Annotated in this window: 18 protein-coding genes; 12 read left to right on the forward strand and 6 right to left on the reverse strand. The window is 43.3% G+C overall.

Annotation, left to right across the window (positions count from 1 at the left end; translation table 11 throughout):
* Positions 1-243: 243 nt before the first annotated feature.
* Both metE and metF read left to right on the forward strand, forming a co-directional pair.
* Positions 244-2493 carry a 5-methyltetrahydropteroyltriglutamate--homocysteine S-methyltransferase gene (metE, locus tag ADF75_RS08320; protein WP_048691161.1) on the forward strand — a complete coding sequence of 750 codons (2250 nt, stop codon included), beginning with the start codon at positions 244-246 and terminating at the stop codon, positions 2491-2493.
* A gap of 69 nt (positions 2494-2562) precedes the next feature.
* Positions 2563-3438 carry a methylenetetrahydrofolate reductase [NAD(P)H] gene (metF, locus tag ADF75_RS08325; RefSeq protein ID WP_048789789.1) on the forward strand — a complete coding sequence of 292 codons (876 nt, stop codon included), beginning with the start codon at positions 2563-2565 and terminating at the stop codon, positions 3436-3438.
* A gap of 365 nt (positions 3439-3803) precedes the next feature.
* On the opposite strand, the gene ADF75_RS08330 is transcribed toward metF, so the two are convergent.
* Positions 3804-4775 carry a hypothetical protein gene (locus ADF75_RS08330; RefSeq protein WP_048789790.1) on the reverse strand — a complete coding sequence of 324 codons (972 nt, stop codon included), beginning with the start codon at positions 4773-4775 and terminating at the stop codon, positions 3804-3806.
* A gap of 360 nt (positions 4776-5135) precedes the next feature.
* On the opposite strand from ADF75_RS08330, the gene ADF75_RS08335 reads away from it, so the two are divergent.
* Positions 5136-7520 carry a phosphoketolase family protein gene (locus ADF75_RS08335; RefSeq protein ID WP_048691154.1) on the forward strand — a complete coding sequence of 795 codons (2385 nt, stop codon included), beginning with the start codon at positions 5136-5138 and terminating at the stop codon, positions 7518-7520.
* Between the two features lie 108 nt (positions 7521-7628).
* Here ADF75_RS08335 and ADF75_RS08340 read toward each other — a convergent pair whose 3' ends face one another.
* The 3 genes from ADF75_RS08340 to ADF75_RS08350 are packed head-to-tail and all read right to left on the reverse strand — an operon-like array spanning position 7629 to position 9967.
* Positions 7629-8045: a hypothetical protein gene (locus tag ADF75_RS08340; RefSeq protein WP_082162676.1), complete on the reverse strand. Its 417-nt coding sequence runs from the start codon at positions 8043-8045 to the stop codon at positions 7629-7631.
* The gene (locus ADF75_RS08345; protein ID WP_048789792.1) at positions 8026-8928 is read right to left on the reverse strand and encodes a phosphodiester glycosidase family protein; all 903 of its coding nucleotides are present in this window, start codon (positions 8926-8928) and stop codon (positions 8026-8028) included. Before ADF75_RS08345 ends, ADF75_RS08340 begins: the two co-directional genes overlap by 20 nt.
* Complete coding sequence (locus ADF75_RS08350) at positions 8915-9967, reverse strand: bifunctional glycosyltransferase family 2/GtrA family protein (RefSeq protein WP_048789793.1); 1053 nt, start codon at positions 9965-9967, stop codon at positions 8915-8917. The genes ADF75_RS08345 and ADF75_RS08350 overlap by 14 nt, the downstream gene beginning before the upstream one ends.
* 277 nt (positions 9968-10244) lie before the next feature.
* Here ADF75_RS08350 and rpsF point away from each other — a divergent pair, with 277 nt between their 5' ends.
* From rpsF to ADF75_RS08370, 4 genes are all read left to right on the forward strand, one after another.
* Positions 10245-10535: a 30S ribosomal protein S6 gene (gene rpsF, locus ADF75_RS08355; protein WP_006595679.1), complete on the forward strand. Its 291-nt coding sequence runs from the start codon at positions 10245-10247 to the stop codon at positions 10533-10535.
* 26 nt (positions 10536-10561) lie between these two features.
* On the forward strand, positions 10562-11056 hold the full coding sequence (locus ADF75_RS08360; RefSeq protein ID WP_048789794.1) for a single-stranded DNA-binding protein: 495 nt from the start codon (positions 10562-10564) through the stop codon (positions 11054-11056).
* A gap of 41 nt (positions 11057-11097) precedes the next feature.
* The gene (rpsR, locus tag ADF75_RS08365) at positions 11098-11337 is read left to right on the forward strand and encodes a 30S ribosomal protein S18 (protein ID WP_000068664.1); all 240 of its coding nucleotides are present in this window, start codon (positions 11098-11100) and stop codon (positions 11335-11337) included.
* A gap of 207 nt (positions 11338-11544) precedes the next feature.
* Entirely contained in the window at positions 11545-12057 is a 513-nt protein-coding gene (locus tag ADF75_RS08370) for a GNAT family N-acetyltransferase (RefSeq protein WP_048789795.1), read from the forward strand.
* A 43-nt stretch (positions 12058-12100) separates the two neighbouring features.
* Here the strand turns inward: ADF75_RS08370 and ADF75_RS08375 are convergent, their stop codons facing one another.
* Positions 12101-12775, reverse strand: a complete 675-nt coding sequence (locus ADF75_RS08375; protein WP_048789796.1) for a DUF1129 family protein — start codon at positions 12773-12775, stop codon at positions 12101-12103.
* Positions 12776-12803: 28 nt separating this feature from the next.
* Positions 12804-13748: a magnesium transporter CorA family protein gene (locus tag ADF75_RS08380; RefSeq protein ID WP_048789797.1), complete on the reverse strand. Its 945-nt coding sequence runs from the start codon at positions 13746-13748 to the stop codon at positions 12804-12806.
* A gap of 121 nt (positions 13749-13869) precedes the next feature.
* On the opposite strand from ADF75_RS08380, the gene uvrA reads away from it, so the two are divergent.
* The 5 genes from uvrA to nusB all read left to right on the forward strand — a co-directional run bounded on the left by uvrA (position 13870) and on the right by nusB (position 19252).
* Positions 13870-16695, forward strand: a complete 2826-nt coding sequence (uvrA, locus tag ADF75_RS08385; RefSeq protein WP_048789798.1) for an excinuclease ABC subunit UvrA — start codon at positions 13870-13872, stop codon at positions 16693-16695.
* Positions 16692-17759 carry a M24 family metallopeptidase gene (locus ADF75_RS08390; protein ID WP_048789799.1) on the forward strand — a complete coding sequence of 356 codons (1068 nt, stop codon included), beginning with the start codon at positions 16692-16694 and terminating at the stop codon, positions 17757-17759. Before uvrA ends, ADF75_RS08390 begins: the two co-directional genes overlap by 4 nt.
* A gap of 85 nt (positions 17760-17844) precedes the next feature.
* On the forward strand, positions 17845-18405 hold the full coding sequence (efp, locus tag ADF75_RS08395) for an elongation factor P (RefSeq protein ID WP_006595686.1): 561 nt from the start codon (positions 17845-17847) through the stop codon (positions 18403-18405).
* A 36-nt stretch (positions 18406-18441) separates the two neighbouring features.
* Positions 18442-18831, forward strand: coding sequence for an Asp23/Gls24 family envelope stress response protein (locus ADF75_RS08400; protein ID WP_006595687.1), 390 nt, complete (start codon positions 18442-18444; stop codon positions 18829-18831).
* On the forward strand, positions 18824-19252 hold the full coding sequence (nusB, locus tag ADF75_RS08405; RefSeq protein WP_048716428.1) for a transcription antitermination factor NusB: 429 nt from the start codon (positions 18824-18826) through the stop codon (positions 19250-19252). Before ADF75_RS08400 ends, nusB begins: the two co-directional genes overlap by 8 nt.
* Positions 19253-19411 lie beyond the last annotated feature (159 nt).

Here is a 19411-nt window from a genome sequence, read left to right on the forward strand (position 1 = left end):
TAGCTTCTTTTTTTGTTTTAGAGGGGACGAGGACTGTCCAATGGGAGGGGGGCAGTCTGTCTGGTAGAAGCCTTATAGTTATTTTTTATAAGGACTATTAGTTCTGGTCAATGGCAAGCGGCGAAAACCCTTGATCTATAAGGTTATAGCTTCTGGCTATACCATAAACCATTGAAAAGCAATTATACAGAAGGGGCTTCTTCTGATAAGATAGACTCAACTTGAATTTTTGGAGGACAAAACATGTCAACTACAATCATCGGATTCCCTCGTTTGGGTGAATTCCGCGAACTAAAATTTACAACTGAGAAATATTTTAGAAACGAAATTACAGCTGAAGATTTGTTGGATGCTGCAAAAGAATTGCGTGCCAAACACTGGAACATTGTCAAAGAAAAAGGCATTACTGAAATCCCATCAAATGACTTTTCACATTATGACAACTTCCTAGATGCAGCCTTCCTTTTCAACGTGGTTCCTGCATCGGTTCAAAACTTGGACTTGTCTGACCTTGAACGCTACTTCGCCTTGGCGCGTGGTTACCAGGGAGAAAAAGGGGATGTGCGTGCTCTTCCAATGAAGAAATGGTTCAACACTAACTACCACTATATCGTTCCAAAATTTGAAAAAACAACAGAAGTCAAATTGGCTGGTCACAAGATTTTTGATGAGTACCAAGAAGCCAAAGAATTGGGTCTCGATACTCGTCCGGTTGTGGTTGGGCCATTCACTTTCCTTCAATTATCAGACTTCGAAGAAGGCGTAAAAGCAGAAGACTTCGTGGATAGCTTAGTGGCTGCTTACCAAGATGTTTTTGCTAAATTGGCTGAACTTGGTGCAACTCGTATCCAACTCGACGAAGCTGCTCTTGTCAAAGACTTGACAGAAGAAGAAAAAGCCTTCTTCTTGAACATCTACAACAAGCTATTGGCTGACAAAAAAGGTCTTGAAGTCTTGCTTCAAACTTACTTTGGTGATGTTCGTGATGTCTACAATGACCTTGTGAACTTGCCAGTAGATGCGATTGGTTTGGACTTTGTGGAAGGGAAGAAAACTCTTGAACTCGTCAAAGGTGGCTTCCCAGCTGATAAGACTCTTTATGCAGGTATTGTCAATGGTAAGAACATCTGGCGCAACAACTACGAAGCAAGCTTGGAAATCTTGAAACAAGTACCAGCTGAAAACATTGTTTTGACAACTTCTTGCTCACTGCTTCATGTGCCATTTACAACTGCCAATGAAGACTTTGAACCAGCTATCTTGAACCACTTTGCTTTTGCAGTTGAAAAATTGGAAGAACTTCGTGACTTGGATGCTATCCGCAATGGTCAAGGTGAAGCAGCTCTTGCAGCAAACAAAGAACTCTTTGCGACTGAACGTGTCGGAGCAAATGCGGAACTTCGTGCGCGTATCGCTGGATTGACTGATGCAGACTACACTCGTTTGCCAGCTTTTGCTGAACGTGAAGCAATCCAAGAAGATGCCTTCAAACTTCCAGCCCTTCCAACAACAACCATCGGATCCTTCCCTCAAACGAAAGAAGTTCGTGCGAAACGTTTGGCCTTCCGTAAGGGTGAATTGTCACAAGAAGAATACGATGCCTTCCTTGCTGAAACCATCGACGAATGGATCAAATGGCAAGAAGAAGTTGGATTTGACGTGCTTGTACACGGTGAATTCGAGCGGAATGACATGGTTGAGTACTTCGGTCAAAACTTGTCCGGTTACCTCTTCTCTAAGAATGGTTGGGTACAATCATACGGTATGCGTGGGGTGAAACCACCAATCATCTGGGGGGATGTGACTCGTCTCAACCCAATCACTGTCAAATGGTCTAGCTACGCACAAAGCCGTACGGACAAACCTGTAAAAGGTATGTTGACTGGACCTGTTACCATCCTTAACTGGTCATTCCCACGTGAAGACATCTCTATCAAGGATTCTACTCTTCAAATCGCTCTTGCGATCAAGGATGAAGTTCTTGATCTTGAAGCTGCAGGCGTGAAGATCATCCAAATCGACGAGGCTGCTCTTCGTGAGAAATTGCCACTCCGTCGTAGCGACTGGTACGAAGACTATCTTGACTGGGCGATTCCAGCCTTCCGTTTGGTACACTCAACAGTAGCACCAGACACACAAATCCACACACACATGTGTTACTCAGAATTTACAGATATCATCCCAGCCATCGACAACATGGATGCAGACGTCATCTCATTTGAAGCGAGCCGTTCAAACCTTGAAATCTTGGACGAACTCAAAGCGAAAAACTTCCAAACAGAAGTTGGACCTGGGGTTTACGATATCCACTCACCTCGTGTGCCTAACGAAGGCGAAATCGATCACACTATCGAAGCGATCCTTGCCAAAGTACCAAGCAGAAAAGTTTGGATCAACCCTGACTGTGGTTTGAAAACACGTGGAATTAAAGAAACAAAAGAAAGCTTGATCCGTCTTGTAGAAGCGGCAAAAGCTGCTCGTAAAGCGCTATAAAGCAAGTAGAAATTCCTAAGCTTGCTCGATAGCAAAAAAAATTGCTCAATCAAGAAAGGAATACATTTGATGACTAAGCAAACACCGTCGCTCTCCTTTGAGGTTTTCCCTCCAAATCCTGAAGTAGGCAATGCCAAGCTCTTACGTGCCTTGGAAAATATGCAGGAATTAGCTCCACACTTTATCAGTGTGACAGCTAGCAATAATAAATACAATATCAAAGAGACGACGGTTGCTTTAGCCAATCATATTCAGAATGAATTGTCTATTCCGACCATTGCCCACTTACCTGCCATCTATCTAAGCAAGGAAAAAGTAGCAGATACCCTTCATGAATTAGATCAAGTAGGGGTTCATCGGATTTTGGCCCTTCGTGGTGATATTATTCCTGGTATTGAGCCTTTAAAAGACTTTCGTTATGCAACGGACTTGATTGAATTTATTAAAACAGAAGCTCCTCACTTTGATGTGATCGGTGCTTGTTACCCAGAAGGTCACCCAGATTCGCCAAACCAAATTTCAGATATTCAAAATCTGAAAAAGAAAGTGGATGCTGGATGTTCGAGCCTAGTGACTCAGCTTTTCTTTGACAATGAGCGTTTCTACGATTTTCAAGATAAGTGTACCTTGGCGGGAATTGATGTTCCCATTCATGCAGGGGTGATGCCAATTCTTAACAGAAACCAGGCCCTTCGCTTGTTGAAGACTTGTGAAAATGTTCATATCCCACGGAAATTCAAAGCCATTCTGGATAAGTATGAACATGATCCAAAATCCCTTCGTGCGGCTGGTTTAGCCTATGCGGTGGATCAAATCGTTGATTTGGTTACTCAAGATGTAGCAGGAATTCATCTATACACGATGAATAATGCAGAAGTAGCTCATCAAGTGCATCAGGCTACGGAAGCTCTCTTCCACCACAAAACCAAACTTGAAGTGAGTTGAGAAATCAAAAAATAGGGAGAAGAACAGAGGGAATTCAAAAGTACCCTCTTGCTCCTCTCCCTTTTGATTTTTTTGTTTAAGAAAAATACATGCGAAGATACACTTTTTTATAGTAATCCTAAAAATCGGAAGCTTAGATCTTGTTTGACAAGCCGATATCACGATTTACGATGCACCAAATCTAGATTATCTCTTCTATTTCTTCGCGACCAACCTAGTGACAGATGTCTATAAAAATGGTAAAAAAGTGATTTAATCCTCTCGTTTCAAATGTGACCTAAATAGAAAAAAATCCCCTCATCAACTGATTCTGATGAGGGGATTTTAGTGCTGAGAAAAGTATTTCCAAAGGGAGTTGGAAAGCTTTAAATTCCAACCTTGACATCTGGGAATCTCTCAGATACCTGTGCAAAAAGAGTGTAGAGTTGTTCTTCAGCGTTCTTCTTATTCTTAATGGCTAGGCGGTGCTGTTTCTTTGGTTTGTCCTTGCGGATGTAGCACAATTGGAAGATTGAGCGAGCAATCCCTGATTGACGAACTCGAGTGACATGTAAGTATAGTTGTTGAACCTCTCGTAAATCAATCGTTTGCGTTCCTCTGAAATAGGTAATCAAATGATTTTTGTACAAGATAACTTTTAAGTCTTGATTGTAGTAGCTGGCTTCATCAGACAGGCGGGACAGATCTCCTTGGAGTTCGGGATAGTTTTGGTGGAGTTCCTGATAGGAAGCAATGGTCCGTTTCCGTACGGAGAAGCTGGCTACGACCATTATGATAGAAAGTCCAGCAAGAGCAGCTGAACCAATTAAGAGGAATAAGGAGTCTTTGTTGTACTCTGTGAGGCTTAAGTAATAGCTGGTCGTCATATTAAGTGACACGACAGAAGTCGGGTCGAGAAGGGAATGGATGTAGTCGCTATAGCCGACAAGGCGACCGTTACGAGACGTATTTTTGCTATCCTTTGCCAAAGGGGCTAATTGCGTTCCTTTTAGTCGATAAGGTTTGGTCAGCAGTTCCCCATTTTTTGCCTTATCAACGATTTCTTTAATCGTCGCATCGTCTTTTTTGGCTTCGATCCCTGCAAACTTACCATCGTTTTGGATATCGTACTGGACGATATAGAGGACGTGGCCGTTGTCCACAGTTCCGACAGGTTCTCGTGTAATATCATAGACTTGCATCGTTACAGGGTCCCCAGACTTTTCTGCCTTCGCAAAGCTAGTGGAAGGGTTCTGGCGTCCCATCCATAATGAAAATACTAATCCTGCGAATGCAAGGAAGACAAGGGCAAGCACCAGACCTGACACAAATCCTTTATTGCGTTTTTCCTTTATCATACCGATCTCCTTTAGTTTGATATCTAAAGTATATCATGAAAGATTTTATGTGACAAGGAAATTTATAGATAGCTGATTTCAAAGGCTTTTTGAGAGGTTTAAGCAAAAACTTGTTTGTAAAATGATTGAAAAATGCTTTGATTTTAAAAGAGATTTGCAACTTTTTATAAAAAACTATATTTTTTTTAATTTTTTCTATATACAAAAAGCTAAATTATTGATAGAATAGAAAAGAATTGAATTAAATTTGGTTCGCGTTCGTTCTGTCTTCATATGAATGAAACAGGATGTTTATAACCTAAATACTTGCACTGGATTCTAATTCATCAGAATCATAGCTAGAATTTGAGAGGAGACAATATGACTGTTGATTTTAACAGCAAAGCTTACTTGGATAAAGTGGATGCGTGGTGGCGTGCAGCCAACTACATTTCGGCTGCTCAAATGTACTTAAAAGACAACCCATTGTTGAAACGTGAAGTGGTTGAAAACGACTTGAAGGCTCACCCAATCGGACACTGGGGAACTGTACCAGGACAAAACTTTATCTATGCTCACTTGAACCGTGCCATCAACAAATACGACTTGGATATGTTTTACATTGAAGGACCAGGTCATGGTGGACAAGTTATGGTGTCCAACTCTTACTTAGATGGTTCTTACACAGAATTGAATCCAAATATCCCACAAAATGAAGAAGGATTTAAACACCTATGTAAAATCTTCTCATTCCCAGGAGGGATTGCCTCTCACGCGGCACCTGAAACTCCAGGATCTATCCACGAAGGTGGAGAACTTGGTTATGCTCTTTCTCACGCAGCTGGAGCTGTTTTGGATAATCCAGATGTGATTGCTGCAACCGTAATCGGTGATGGCGAAGGAGAAACTGGTCCATTGATGGCTGGTTGGTTGGCTAATACCTTCTTGAACCCAGTTAACGATGGTGCTGTTCTTCCAATCTTCTACCTCAACGGTGGGAAGATCCACAACCCAACGATTTTCGAACGCAAAACAGACGAAGAATTGGCCCTCTTCTTTGAAGGTCTTGGATGGAAACCAATCTTTGCAGACGTAACGGCTATTTCTGACGACCACGAAGCAGCTCATGCTTTGTTTGCAGAAAAATTGGACGAAGCGATTGAAGAAATCAAGAAAGTCCAAGCAGAAGCTCGTAAAGGTTCTGCAGAAGAAGCAACTCAACCAGTATACCCTGTCTTGATTGCTCGTATTCCTAAAGGTTGGACTGGACCAAAAGCTTGGGAAGGTACACCAATCGAGGGTGGATTCCGTGCTCACCAAGTTCCAATCCCAGTAGATGCTCACCATATGGAGCATGTGGATGCTCTTCTTTCATGGTTGGAATCATATCGTCCAGCTGAATTGTTCGACGAAACTGGTAAATTGCTTCCTGAAATTGCTGAAATTGCACCAAAAGGTGACCGTCGCATGGCTATGAACCCAATCACAAACGCAGGTGTCATCAAACCAATGGACACTGCTGATTGGAAGAAACATGCCTTCAAGATCGAAACACCAGGTGCTATCATGGCCCAAGATATGATCGAGTTTGGTAAGTATGCGGCAGATCTTGTGGATGCGAACCCACATAACTTCCGTATCTTTGGACCAGATGAAACCAAATCAAACCGTCTTCAAGAAGTCTTCACTCGTACAAGCCGTCAATGGTTAGGACGTACGAAACCAGACTACGATGAAGCTTTGAGCCCTGCTGGACGTGTCATTGACTCTCAATTGTCAGAGCACCAAGCAGAAGGTATGCTCGAAGGATATGTCTTGACAGGTCGTCACGGATTCTTCGCTTCTTACGAATCATTCCTTCGTGTCGTGGACTCTATGATTACTCAACACTTTAAATGGTTGCGTAAATCTAAGACTCACACGACATGGCGTAAAAACTACCCTGCCTTAAACTTGATTGCGACTTCAACTGTTTTCCAACAAGACCACAATGGCTACACTCACCAAGATCCAGGTATCTTGACTCACTTGGCAGAAAAAACTCCAGAATACATCCGTGAGTACTTGCCAGCAGATACGAATACGTTGCTTGCGGTGATGGACCAAGCCTTCAAGGCAGAAGATATGATTAACTTGATCGTTTCTTCTAAACACCCACGTCCTCAATTCTACTCAGCTGATGAAGCGGAAGAATTGGTTCGTGAAGGATACAAGGTGATCGATTGGGCATCAACTGTTTCAGCAGATGAAGATCCAGATCTTGTCATTGCAGCTGCAGGTACAGAGCCAAACCTTGAAGCTCTTGCAGCCATTACAATCTTGCACAAGGCCTTCCCAGAATTGAAGATCCGCTTTGTCAATGTGGTAGATATCTTGAAATTGCGTCACCCATCCGTCGATGCGCGTGGACTTTCAGATGAAGAGTTCGACAAAGTCTTCACAACTGATAAACCTGTGATCTTTGCCTTCCACGGTTATGAAGGCATGATCCGTGACATCTTCTTCAACCGTCACAACCATAACCTTCGTGTACATGGTTACCGTGAAAACGGAGATATCACAACACCATTCGATATGCGTGTCATGTCTGAATTGGATCGCTTCCACTTGGCACAAGATGCAGCCAATGCAGCTCTTGGAGCAGAAGCAGCTGAATTCGCAGCTCAAATGGACGAAACAATTGCCTTCCACAATGCTTACATCCGTGAACATGGTGATGATATTCCAGAAGTACACAACTGGAAATGGGAAAACGTAAATAAATAAGTTTATTTCAAAAGAAATCAGAAGTTATTCTGATTTCTTTTTTGATAGATAGTATTGTAAAAAATCTAAAAGCTCTTATCCATAATAATTGGATAAGAGCTTTCAATATTAAGTACTTAACTTTGTTTTCTCCACCCAGACACTTCGGACAAAGAAGATGCTGATGAGGGCAAGGGCTAGGAAAATCCCTGCGACATAATAGTAGGGTTGGTCGAGAGTTGTTGAACGACCAGAGAGGTTAACAATGCCTCGGTAGAGGACTCCAGCAGTTGCCGTGGCAACTGCTGAGTTCCAAAGATTGAGAGTGAGTCGAGAAAGGCCTTTTACCACTAGTTGCAGAGCCACTAGCAGGGTGCCGCCGATCAAAGGAATCAAGAAGAGGTAGTGCATGAAGGCAGAGGTTTCGCCAAAACTAAAGTGTTCGTAGATGCGACTTCCGACGAAGAAGAAAGCTGTAATCAGAGTGTACCAGAGGATGGTCTTTTTCAACCGTTGTTTGATAGGATTAGTAACCGATGTAGACAATGTCACTCACCGCCCTTTCTGAGATAGTACCATTTGTAGTTGGTTTGTTAATAACTTGGCCATTGAAGTAAAGTGTAGAAGATCCACCACCATCCAGGTTGTAGGCTGTTTTGACGCCGTACGATTTCATCACTTCCGCTAATTGGTAGAGAGAAAGCCCTTCACTCTCTGAAGTCCGGCCGTCCGAGACGACAATGATGTAGTGGTTTTCATCGATGATCCCAATGGCAGTACGTGGATTAGACGCCATGGATTGTCCCACCTCTGAGTTCGTATCGACAGTAATTACTCCATCTTCAACCAAGGAAGGTCCGAAGGCAAGGAGATTAACAACCCCGTCTTTGACCAACTGATCCGCAGTGATTTCATCTTCGTAGATAACCTTGAAGGAACCATCTTTATAAATCGCTAAGTCGCCATTGCTAGAGTCTTCGCGAACCGTATCGCGGTAGACCACTCCATTTCGGATGACATAGCCGGTGCTATTAGCACCGTAGTAGTCTCCATTGACGGCTAGAATAGCATTATTTTCAGCTGCAGTGACGGACGTCTTAGCCGTCACGTTTGTCCCGTAGGTATTTTGAGCAAAAGCAGTTTTTAGATAGTCAGAAGAGCTAACCGTAATATCTGCAATGTAAACTTGAGTGTTTTCAACTGTTGTTTCTGTCAGGCTCACCTGGATATTGTCATCGGAGTAACTGGTATCTGTAGTAGTAGCAGAGGCTGCTGCCTCCTCAGCCGCCTTGGTATCAGTGGTCGTAGCTTTGACTGTTTGGATAGCATCCGATAAGATAAAGGTCTTGAGCATAGAATAGCTGAAGGAGCTTGTTAGCAGGATGCCGAAACAAGCAGCATAGGTATACGATTTTTTAAAGAATTTCATGAGTGGGTGCAGTCCTTTCCTTGAAAATGATTTTTTTCTGAATCAACCATGAGACGACGAAGAGCAAGAGTCCGACGATCACTTTGCTGAGGAGCAAATGGAGACCAAAGCTTGTATAGAAAAGTCGAATCAAGAGGGTATCGAGAATAAAGAGTCCAATCGCAAGTCCCAAGTAACCACTTCCGGTTCGAGCCAGGCTGTCTTTGTTCTTAAAGACTAGACGTTTGTTGGTCGAGTAGTTAAAGATGGAGCTGGCCACACGAGCGATCCCGTTTGCAAGGAGGATCCGAAGACTAATCGGCACAGCCAACATCACGAAAAGGAAGAAGGCATAGACCAGGTAATCCACGATAAAGCTACTCAGGGAAGAGAGGGCAAACTTGAACATGTCCTTGTAGATCATGAGACCGTCGCGAATAGGACGGAAGTGGGACCCTTCATTGTCATTGATATAGACTGTTTCAATCGGAACTTCCAAGATGGGAAAGGCCTTGCTAGCTGCGAGGAGCACATTCATTTCGTACTCATACCGTTGTCCCTCGATATCTAACATAAAGGGGATCATGTTGGTTGTAAAGGCTCGAAGGCCAGTCTGCGTATCTGTCACAGCGACCCCTGTTTGTTGCTTGAACAAGAAGCGGGTCAATTTATTTCCAAAAGCAGAACGCAAAGGAACCTTGCCTGAAAAGGCGCGTGCCCCTAGAACCAATTGGTTCGGATTTTCTTGTGATTGATTGGCTACGCGGAAGACGTCCCAAACCTTATGTTGACCATCAGCATCAGCGGTGATGACTGTTCCATATTGCCCTTGCTCTTGAATGTAGGTGTAAGCTGTTTTGAGCGCCCCTCCTTTTCCAAGGTTGGTTTCGTGGTGAAGGACTGTAGCTAGTCCGTCTAATTTTTCAAAAATCGCTTGGCAGTCCTCAGAACTACCATCGTCCACAACGATAATGGAGAAGTTACATTTTTCTCTCAGTTTATTTACCAGTTTGAGAAGTTTTTGATCGGGTTGATAAGCGGGGATGACTAAATAATTCATAAGCGTTCCTCGTTTCTTGTTTGTGATGAAGGTAGTATAACGGCCCTTTCTTAAAGCTAACTGATATCAGTTTTCTTTAAGGAAAGGGAGAGATTTCCTTGTTGTAAAAAAGGAGAGAAAATAATAGAAGAAAAATAAAACTTTTCGAAAAGAATGTAGAGAAGGTATTTTTACTTGCCTTCTATCCCAAAGTCTGGTATAATAGTTTCTTGTGAGCAAACCTCACTTACCCCTTGCAAAAACTTGGGGTCATTAGACCAAAAGGAGGAACATATCAATGGCTAAATACGAAATTCTTTATATTATTCGTCCAAACATTGAAGAAGAAGCTAAAAACGCTTTGGTAGCACGCTTTGACTCTATCTTGACTGACAACGGTGCAACTGTTGTTGAATCAAAAGATTGGGAAAAACGTCGTCTTGCATACGAAATCCAAGATTTCCGTGAAGGACTTTACCACATCGTAAACGTTGAAGCGAACGACGATGCAGCTCTTAACGAGTTCGACCGTCTTTCAAAAATCAACGGTGACATTCTTCGTCACATGATCGTAAAAGTTGACGCGTAAGCCCTAACGAATAAAGAAGGTGACTAATGATTAACAATGTTGTACTTGTAGGTCGTATGACTCGAGATGCTGAGCTTCGTTATACCCCTCAAAATCAGGCTGTTGCGACATTCTCACTCGCGGTTAACCGTAATTTTAAAAACCAAAATGGTGAACGAGATGCGGACTTTATCAACTGTGTGATTTGGCGTCAACAAGCTGAAAATTTAGCGAATTGGGCTAAAAAGGGTGCCTTAGTTGGGATTACAGGTCGTATCCAGACTCGTAATTATGAGAATCAGCAAGGTCAACGTGTTTATGTCACTGAAGTCGTAGCGGACAGCTTCCAATTGTTGGAAAGCCGCGCGAATCGTGAAGGACAAGCAGGTGGTGGTTATGCTTCAGCTGGAGGATTTGCAGGAAGTGCAGCTCCAAGCTTTGGAGGATCTGAACCATCAAATGCAACACCAAACTTTGGACGTGATGACAATCCATTCGGAGCTAATCCAATGGACATCTCGGATGACGATCTACCATTCTAAGAATGGGTTTAACGAATTAAAACTATAAAGGAGAAATAAACATGGCTCAACAACGTCGTGGCGGATTCAAACGCCGTAAAAAAGTTGATTACATCGCAGCAAACAAAATTGAATATGTTGATTACAAAGATACTGAGCTTCTTAGCCGTTTCGTTTCAGAACGTGGGAAAATCCTTCCTCGTCGTGTAACTGGAACTTCAGCGAAGAACCAACGTAAAGTAACAACAGCTATCAAACGCGCTCGCGTAATGGCTTTGATGCCTTTCGTAAACGAAGATTAAAGAAAAGACCCTTACGGGTCTTTTTTCACGAGCCTGGAAATGTAAGAGCGAGTTGAGGTCCAGTGGACCTCTTTTTCAGACCCTTTTGAATCTTTTTTTGCGAGCATAGAAATGTAATAGTGAGTTAGGTCCGGGTGGCCCTCTTTAACCTTTCCCAAGCTCTAATTATGCTATAATGAGGGGGAGAAAGGTATCAAGGAGCGCAACATGAAGGAAAGCACAATCATCAGAAGTATGATGGAGTATGATATTGAAGGGATCTCTCAAGCCTTTATCCATCAAGGGTGGCCGGGTAGAGAGGATATCTTGGCCAGCTATTTTCAGGATCAGGAGAACGGAAAGAGAGACGTATTAGTAGCTGAGTCGGATGGATTTGTGGCAGGTTATATCACTATATTGCCTTATGCCAAGCACGGCCCTTTCGTGGGAGTCTATCCTGAACTATCTGATTTTAATGTTTTTGAGCCATTTAGAAATCGAGGAATTGGGAATCAACTCTTAGAAGAGGCGGAAAAAAGAGTCCGGCTACTATCAGAGATTGTTACTTTAGGGGTTGGTTTACACTCGGGTTATGGCCCAGCTCAAAGACTGTATGTCAAACGGGGCTATATCCCAGATGGATCTGGAGTTTGGTTTAGGGATCAGCCCTCGGATCCTTACAGTTCTTGTGAAAACAATGATGACTTAGTCCTCTATTTTTCAAAAAGGTTGAACAGGTAAATACAGTAAAACAAAAACGGATGAAAACTTCATCCGTTTCTTTTTAGCGTCGTTGAGGTGCTGTATTGGCGCTCTTGATATTGTATTTTTTCTTCAAATAGTAGCGGAGGAGAAGAGCCCCACCACCGAGTAAGAGCATGAACCAGTTTGGTACACGCGGATTGAGGAATTGTGGGAGCAAAGCAGTGACCATGAGAATCACAACCCAAAGGATCATCGCCAACATTAGGATAGGAAGTGACTTGGTTAAAGCAGGCCGTTTCATTCCACGTTTAGAAACTTCGTAGTATTGGTAGAAGTAGTAATACATCAAATAGAGCACAACCCCACCAGCCAAGCTACCAAGAGTCAATGTGAGGAGTCCATAAGTGGTTCCCTGAGGAGCAAATAAGTTCATGAAGGCTGAAATGGCAGCAAAGAGACCAAAGACAAGAAGGAAAGAATCTGTGATCATGAGATGAGGAGCATCATTCTCTTTTGGATGCTCTTTTTCGTAGCGTTCCTTATCACTAAAAGCATTGGCCCAAACAGTTGGAGCTCCAAAGAGAGTTCGCGCTGTTACTCCTTTTGGTTGGTTTTCAAAGATAGCTGGAAGAATTTCTTCAATCAGGCTAGTAGCCTCTTCTTCTGTTTTTCCGTTTTCAATCAATTGGTGTTTAGCGATGCGAACGAATTCTTGATTTTTTTTACTTAATTGAGTCAAATCAAATTGAGACATAAATACTCCTTAGTGTTATTAGTAGGTGTTAGAACCATTTTTTATGGATGAGGTAGACAACGAGCGATCCGGTCATGGCAAAGGCAATAAAGATAATGAGCCAGAAAGCATTAGGTTCTCCGTTGAGGGGGAGATCATTGTTCTTAAAGTTCATGCCATAAGCCGAGAAGATCATGGTTGGGATGGACATGACGATGGTCACCATGGCCAAGGTTTTCATGATATTGTTCTGGTTGTTGGAGATGATCGATGCGAAGGTATCGGTCATGGAGTGGAGGATGTTTCCATAAATATCCGCCATCTCAATGGCCTGTTGGGTCTCGATCAAGGTATCTTCCAACAGATCCTCGTCTTCCAGGTATTTCTTAATGTTGCTGGTGGCACTGGTCAATTTCTTGATCACGCGCTCATTGGTTTTCAGAGAGGCCTTGAAGTAGACGATGGTCTTTTCTAATTCCATCAGTTCAATCAGCTCTTCATTACGCGTTGATTTGTGCAGTTGACTTTCAATCAGTTCACTCTTACGATCCAGGGTACGAAGCGCGGACAAGTAGAGCTCCGCATTGCGATAAAGGATCTGGAAGATGAAGCGGGATCGCATGAAGGTATAGAAATTCCGCAAGCGACGATTGATAAAGGTGTCTAGGAGAGGCAACTCTTCCAAGCAAGTGGTGATGATAGCCTCTTCTGTTAGGATGATTCCCAAAGGGATGGTGACATAGTAGGTCTGATTGTTCCGCTCTTCCTTGATGGGAACGTCTACGATGATCAAGGTATACTCATCTTCGATGGTCATACGAGACATTTCTTCCGCATCGAGCGGTGCCCGTAAGTCGGCAATATCGATGTTAAAAGCAGAAGCGATTTCCATCGACTCACTTTGGGAAGGGTTGACAAGGTTAATCCAGCTACCGGGTTCCAGTGTCTCTATTTCTTTAAATTCAGTCGTTGTCGATAAAAAGACCTGTTTCATGGTGCCTCCCCTTGTTTTTTTACACCTTAACATTATAACAGAAAAAGCACGCTTTTGGATAAAAGAATGCTGAAAAATTTGATATAATGAAGGATAAATAAATTGATGAAAAGTGGAAGAAATGCTCGATAAAATTGTCATTCATGGAGCGCGTGCTCATAATTTAAAAAATATTGATGTTGAAATCCCTCGAGATAAGCTGGTCGTGGTCACTGGTCTATCAGGTTCTGGGAAATCGAGCTTAGCCTTTGACACTCTCTATGCGGAAGGACAAAGACGTTATGTAGAGAGCCTGTCAGCCTATGCTCGTCAGTTTTTAGGAAATATGGAAAAGCCCGATGTGGACTCGATTGATGGCTTAAGTCCAGCCATTTCCATTGACCAAAAAACAACCAGCAAAAATCCGCGGTCAACGGTTGGAACGACAACTGAAATCAACGATTACTTACGTCTTTTATATGCTCGTGTGGGGACTCCCTACTGTATCAATGGGCATGGAGCGATTACGGCTTCTTCGGTCGAGCAAATAGTAGACCAAGTTTTGGAATTGCCGGAGCGCCAACGCCTGCAAATCTTAGCTCCCATTGTTCGTAAGAAAAAAGGCCAACATAAGAACATCATCGAAAAGGTGCAAAAAGACGGCTATGTCCGGGTGCGTGTGGATGGTGAAATCTTTGATGTGACAGAAGTCCCAGAATTATCCAAAAGCCAACAGCACACAATTGAGGTTGTCGTAGACCGGATTGTCATCAAAGATGGCATTCGGTCCCGTCTCTTTGATTCGGTCGAAGCGGCCCTTCGGATCGCAGATGGCTACGTGGTCATCGATACCATGGACGAAAACGAACTGCTCTTTTCAGAGCATTATGCTTGCCCGGTTTGTGGCTTTACCGTCCCTGAGTTGGAACCGCGTCTCTTTTCATTTAATGCTCCCTTTGGCTCTTGTCCAGATTGTGATGGGCTGGGGATCAAGCTAGAGGTGGACTTGGATTTGGTTGTTCCAGATGCTAGCAAGACTCTCCGTGAAGGAGCACTAGCGCCATGGAATCCGATTTCTTCTAACTACTATCCTCAGATGTTGGAGCAGGCCATGATCCAGTTTGGGATTGATATGGACAAGCCCTTTGAAGACTTGTCTCCAGAAGAGCGGGACTTGATTTTTTATGGTTCTGAGGGCAAGGAATTCCATTTCCATTATGAGAATGAATTTGGTGGGGTTCGCGATATTGACATTCCTTTTGAAGGGGTCGTTACCAATATTAATCGCCGCTACCACGAAACGTCTAGCGACTTTACTCGCAATCAGATGTTGTCCTACATGAATGAATTGACTTGTGTCACCTGCCATGGGTATCGCTTGAATGACCAGGCCTTGTCTGTCCGAGTGGGAGGAGAGAAGGGGCTACATATTGGGCAAATCTCGGACTTGTCCATTGAGGACCATCTTAAGGTGGTAGCTGATCTTAAATTAACCAAGAATGAGGAGACCATTGCGCGACCGATTCTCAAGGAAGTCAAGGATCGTTTGACCTTCTTGAACAATGTTGGCTTGAGCTATCTGACCCTGTCTCGCTCGGCCGGGACTCTATCAGGGGGAGAGAGTCAGCGGATTCGCTTGGCGACCCAGATTGGATCCAACCTCTCAGGTGTCCTCTATATCCTGGATGAGCCTTCGATCGGTCTTCATCAGCGGGACAATGATCGCTTGATTGCCAGTCTCAAGAAAATGCGTGATTTGGGCAATACCTTGATCGTGGTCGAACACGATGAGGATACCATGAGAGAGGCTGATTACCTGATCGACGTCGGCCCAGGTGCCGGTGTCTTTGGAGGCGAGATTGTTGCGGCTGGAACGCCTAAGCAGGTAGCCCGCAATAGCAAATCCATCACTGGTCAGTACCTCTCTGGAAAACGGGCTATCCCCGTACCAACGGAACGGCGGATAGGCAATGGTCGCTTTATCGAATTGACAGGGGCCGCTGAAAATAACTTAAAAGAGGTGACAGCACGCTTCCCGCTGGGCAAGTTCATTGCTGTTACTGGCGTTTCAGGCTCAGGCAAGTCAACCTTGGTCAACAGTATTTTGAAAAAAACGCTGGCTCAAAAATTGAATCGCAATTCAGAGAAACCCGGGAAATACAAGACTATTTCAGGAGTTGAGCACATTGATCGACTGATCGATATTGACCAGAGCCCGATTGGCCGCACTCCGCGATCCAATCCGGCTACCTATACAGGTGTATTTGACGACATTCGTGACCTCTTTGCCCAAACCAATGAAGCCAAGATTAGAGGCTACAAAAAAGGCCGTTTTAGTTTCAACGTCAAAGGGGGTCGGTGTGAGGCTTGTTCGGGAGATGGGATCATCAAGATTGAGATGCATTTCCTACCGGATGTCTATGTACCGTGTGAAGTCTGCCATGGGCGACGCTACAACAGTGAAACCTTAGAAGTTCACTATAAAGAAAAGAATATCTCCCAGATTTTGGACATGACCGTCAATGATGCGGTGGATTTCTTTAAACATATTCCAAAGATTAATCGCAAATTACAAACCATCAAGGATGTCGGCTTGGGCTATGTGACCTTAGGACAACCGGCAACGACACTTTCAGGAGGAGAAGCCCAGCGGATGAAGTTGGCTTCTGAGCTTCATAAACGTTCGACAGGTAAGTCTTTTTATATTTTGGATGAGCCGACAACAGGTCTTCATACCGAAGATATCTCTCGTTTGCTCAAGGTTTTGGAACGCTTTGTGGATGATGGCAATACCGTTTTGGTCATTGAGCACAACTTGGATGTCATTAAGACAGCGGACCATATCATCGACTTAGGCCCTGAAGGTGGAGTCGGTGGTGGTACCATTATTGCGACAGGAACACCAGAAGAGGTAGCTAGCAACCCAGCTAGTTTTACAGGACAGTATTTGAAAGGGAAATTACAATGAACCAACGAATTACAAATCTACGAACTAAAATGAAGGCACAGGATTTAAAAGCTGTCCTCATTAACAACTTAAAAAATGTTTACTATTTGACCAATTTCTGGGGATCAAATGGGACTGTTTTGGTGACAGAAGAGCGCGTGGTCCTCTTTACAGATTCTCGCTATACCATTCATGCCCATGCGACTTGTTTTCCCTTTGTTGAGATTATGGAGACCCGCAATGAATTGGAAGAAGTGGCAAAAATTGTCAAAGACGCAGCGATCCAAGAACTTGGCTTTGAGGATGAGATCACAGTTGGCTACCATACCCGTCTAGCGACCGCTTTCTCAGGAGTCGCTCTAAGAGCCTTGTCTGATTTTGTAATGGAGTTTCGTTTGATTAAAGATGAGACAGAAGTAGCAACCATCCGCAAGGCCTGCAGTATTTCAGATCAAGCCTTCCTGGACGTGCTGGAATTTATCAAGGTTGGCCAAACAACAGAGTTAGAAGCGGCGACCTTCCTGGATTTCAGAATGCGGGAATTGGGGGCTTCAGGTGTATCCTTTGATATCATCTCTGCTGCGGGAGAGCGCTCTGCTATGCCCCACGCGACTCCAAGTGATCGCATCATCTCTCCTGGGGATGCCTTGACCTTGGACTTTGGCTGTCTTTACAACCATTACGTCAGTGATATGACCCGGACCATTTATGCAGGTCATGTCAGCGACAAGGAAAGAGAAATTTACGAAACGGTCTTGAAAGCCAACCAAGCTCTCATTGCTGAAGCTAAGGATGGACTCGGTTTCCGTGATTTTGATAAAATTCCTCGGGATATTATTGAGGCTGCAGGATACGGTCAGTACTTTACTCATGGAATTGGTCATGGAATTGGCTTGGACATCCATGAAGAGCCTTACTTCAGCCAAACTTCCAAAGAAGTTATCAAGGCCGGCATGGTCTTGACAGATGAGCCAGGGATCTACATTGAAGGCCTGTCTGGTGTTCGGATTGAAGATGATCTCTTGATTACGGAAACCGGTTGTGAAGTCTTGACCTTGGCACCGAAAGAATTGATTGTGATCTAAGGAAATTTGCAGAGACAGATTTGAGAAATCTGAGCATTTGTGATAAAATAAAGAGTAATATATTTTTAAAAAGAGGTATGAAAACATGATTGAAGCAAGTAAGTTGAAAGCTGGTATGACTTTTGAAACAGCTGATGGAAAATTGATCCGCGTTTTGGAAGCGAGCCACCACAAACCAGGTAAAGGAAACACCATCATGCGTATGAAATTGCGTGATGTACGTACTGGTTCAACTTTTGATACAAGCTACCGTCCAGAAGAAAAATTTGAGCAAGCTATTATTGAAACTGTACCAGCTCAATACTTGTATAAAATGGATGACACAGCTTACTTCATGAATACTGAAACATACGACCAATATGAAATTCCTGTTGTCAATGTTGAGAACGAATTGCTTTACATCCTTGAAAACTCAGAAGTGAAAATCCAATTCTACGGAAGCGAAGTGATTGGGGTGACGGTTCCTACAACTGTTGAATTGACAGTTGCTGAAACTCAACCATCTATTAAAGGTGCTACAGTGACAGGTTCTGGTAAACCAGCTACAATGGAAACAGGTCTTGTGGTAAACGTTCCAGACTTCATCGAAGCAGGACAAAAATTGATTATCAATACAGCTGAAGGAACTTACGTTTCTCGTGCCTAATCAGCTCTAAAATAGGTCTGATAGAAAGGAACTTCTATGGCAACTGAACAATACGGCGAAATCGTCATTGCACCTCGTGTGCTAGAAAAAATTATTGCGATTGCGACTGCAAAAGTAGATGGTGTTCATTCTCTTGAAAACAAGAGTGTATCGGATAGCCTTTCAAAACGTGCTCTTGGACGTGGGGTTTACCTTCGTACACAAGAAGATGGTCAAATCTCTGTTGATATTTACCTCTATCTAGAGTATGGTGTAGCAGTCCCTAAAGTAGCGGTTGCGATCCAAAAAGCAGTAAAAACAGCTGTCTACAATATGGCAGATGTGACCTTGGATGATGTCAATATCCATGTGGTTGGAATCGTGACTGAAAAAGCAGCGAAACCTGATTTGAAAGATTTGTTTAATGAGGATTTCCTCAATGACTGATATTTTATTTGAATCACGTCGTGATCTACGGGAGCGTGCCTTTCAAGCTCTAATGAGTTTAGAGTATGAAGGGGATGTTGTAGAAGCGTGTCGATTTGCTTTTACTCATGACAAAGAGGAAACAGACCAGGAAGTGGAAATTCCAGCTTTTCTACTCAATTTGGTATCTGGTGTTCGTCAATCAAAAGATGAATTAGATCAACAAATCGCCCAACACTTGAAAACTGGATGGACCGTCGAACGATTGACTCTAGTGGAGAAAAACATTCTTCGTTTGGGTGTATTTGAAATCACTTCCTTTGATACCCCTCAATTGGTTGCAGTGAATGAAGCGATTGAATTAGCTAAAACATTTTCAGATGAAAAATCTGCTCGGTTTGTGAATGGTGTCTTAAGCCAATTCGTAACGGAAGCGGAATAAGATAGAAAAGAAACCACCTTCACGGGTGGTTTCTTTTTGAGTATAGAGCTTCGCTTGATCATGATAAGGAAAAAGACTGGTACAAAAGTCCGGCCTCTCAATTGACTTTGGATTGTCGAACAAGACGCAGTGGTTGAGTGGGCTCTACTACGCTGATTT

The organism is Streptococcus sp. 1171_SSPC (assembly GCF_001069335.1).
GTDB classification, from domain to species: Bacteria; Bacillota; Bacilli; order Lactobacillales; family Streptococcaceae; genus Streptococcus; species Streptococcus xiaochunlingii.

Bases quoted from the DNA above. Each gene is read 5' to 3' on its own strand.
- metE (WP_048691161.1), top strand. From the start codon at position 244: ATGTCAACTACAATCATCGGATTCCCTCGTTTGGGTGAATTCCGCGAA.
- metF (WP_048789789.1), top strand. From the start codon at position 2,563: ATGACTAAGCAAACACCGTCGCTCTCCTTTGAGGTTTTCCCTCCAAAT.
- ADF75_RS08330 (WP_048789790.1), bottom strand. From the start codon at position 4,775: ATGATAAAGGAAAAACGCAATAAAGGATTTGTGTCAGGTCTGGTGCTT.
- ADF75_RS08335 (WP_048691154.1), top strand. From the start codon at position 5,136: ATGACTGTTGATTTTAACAGCAAAGCTTACTTGGATAAAGTGGATGCG.
- ADF75_RS08345 (WP_048789792.1), bottom strand. From the start codon at position 8,928: ATGAAATTCTTTAAAAAATCGTATACCTATGCTGCTTGTTTCGGCATC.
- ADF75_RS08350 (WP_048789793.1), bottom strand. From the start codon at position 9,967: ATGAATTATTTAGTCATCCCCGCTTATCAACCCGATCAAAAACTTCTC.
- rpsF (WP_006595679.1), top strand. From the start codon at position 10,245: ATGGCTAAATACGAAATTCTTTATATTATTCGTCCAAACATTGAAGAA.
- ADF75_RS08360 (WP_048789794.1), top strand. From the start codon at position 10,562: ATGATTAACAATGTTGTACTTGTAGGTCGTATGACTCGAGATGCTGAG.
- rpsR (WP_000068664.1), top strand. From the start codon at position 11,098: ATGGCTCAACAACGTCGTGGCGGATTCAAACGCCGTAAAAAAGTTGAT.
- ADF75_RS08370 (WP_048789795.1), top strand. From the start codon at position 11,545: ATGAAGGAAAGCACAATCATCAGAAGTATGATGGAGTATGATATTGAA.
- ADF75_RS08375 (WP_048789796.1), bottom strand. From the start codon at position 12,775: ATGTCTCAATTTGATTTGACTCAATTAAGTAAAAAAAATCAAGAATTC.
- ADF75_RS08380 (WP_048789797.1), bottom strand. From the start codon at position 13,748: ATGAAACAGGTCTTTTTATCGACAACGACTGAATTTAAAGAAATAGAG.
- uvrA (WP_048789798.1), top strand. From the start codon at position 13,870: ATGCTCGATAAAATTGTCATTCATGGAGCGCGTGCTCATAATTTAAAA.
- ADF75_RS08390 (WP_048789799.1), top strand. From the start codon at position 16,692: ATGAACCAACGAATTACAAATCTACGAACTAAAATGAAGGCACAGGAT.
- efp (WP_006595686.1), top strand. From the start codon at position 17,845: ATGATTGAAGCAAGTAAGTTGAAAGCTGGTATGACTTTTGAAACAGCT.
- ADF75_RS08400 (WP_006595687.1), top strand. From the start codon at position 18,442: ATGGCAACTGAACAATACGGCGAAATCGTCATTGCACCTCGTGTGCTA.
- nusB (WP_048716428.1), top strand. From the start codon at position 18,824: ATGACTGATATTTTATTTGAATCACGTCGTGATCTACGGGAGCGTGCC.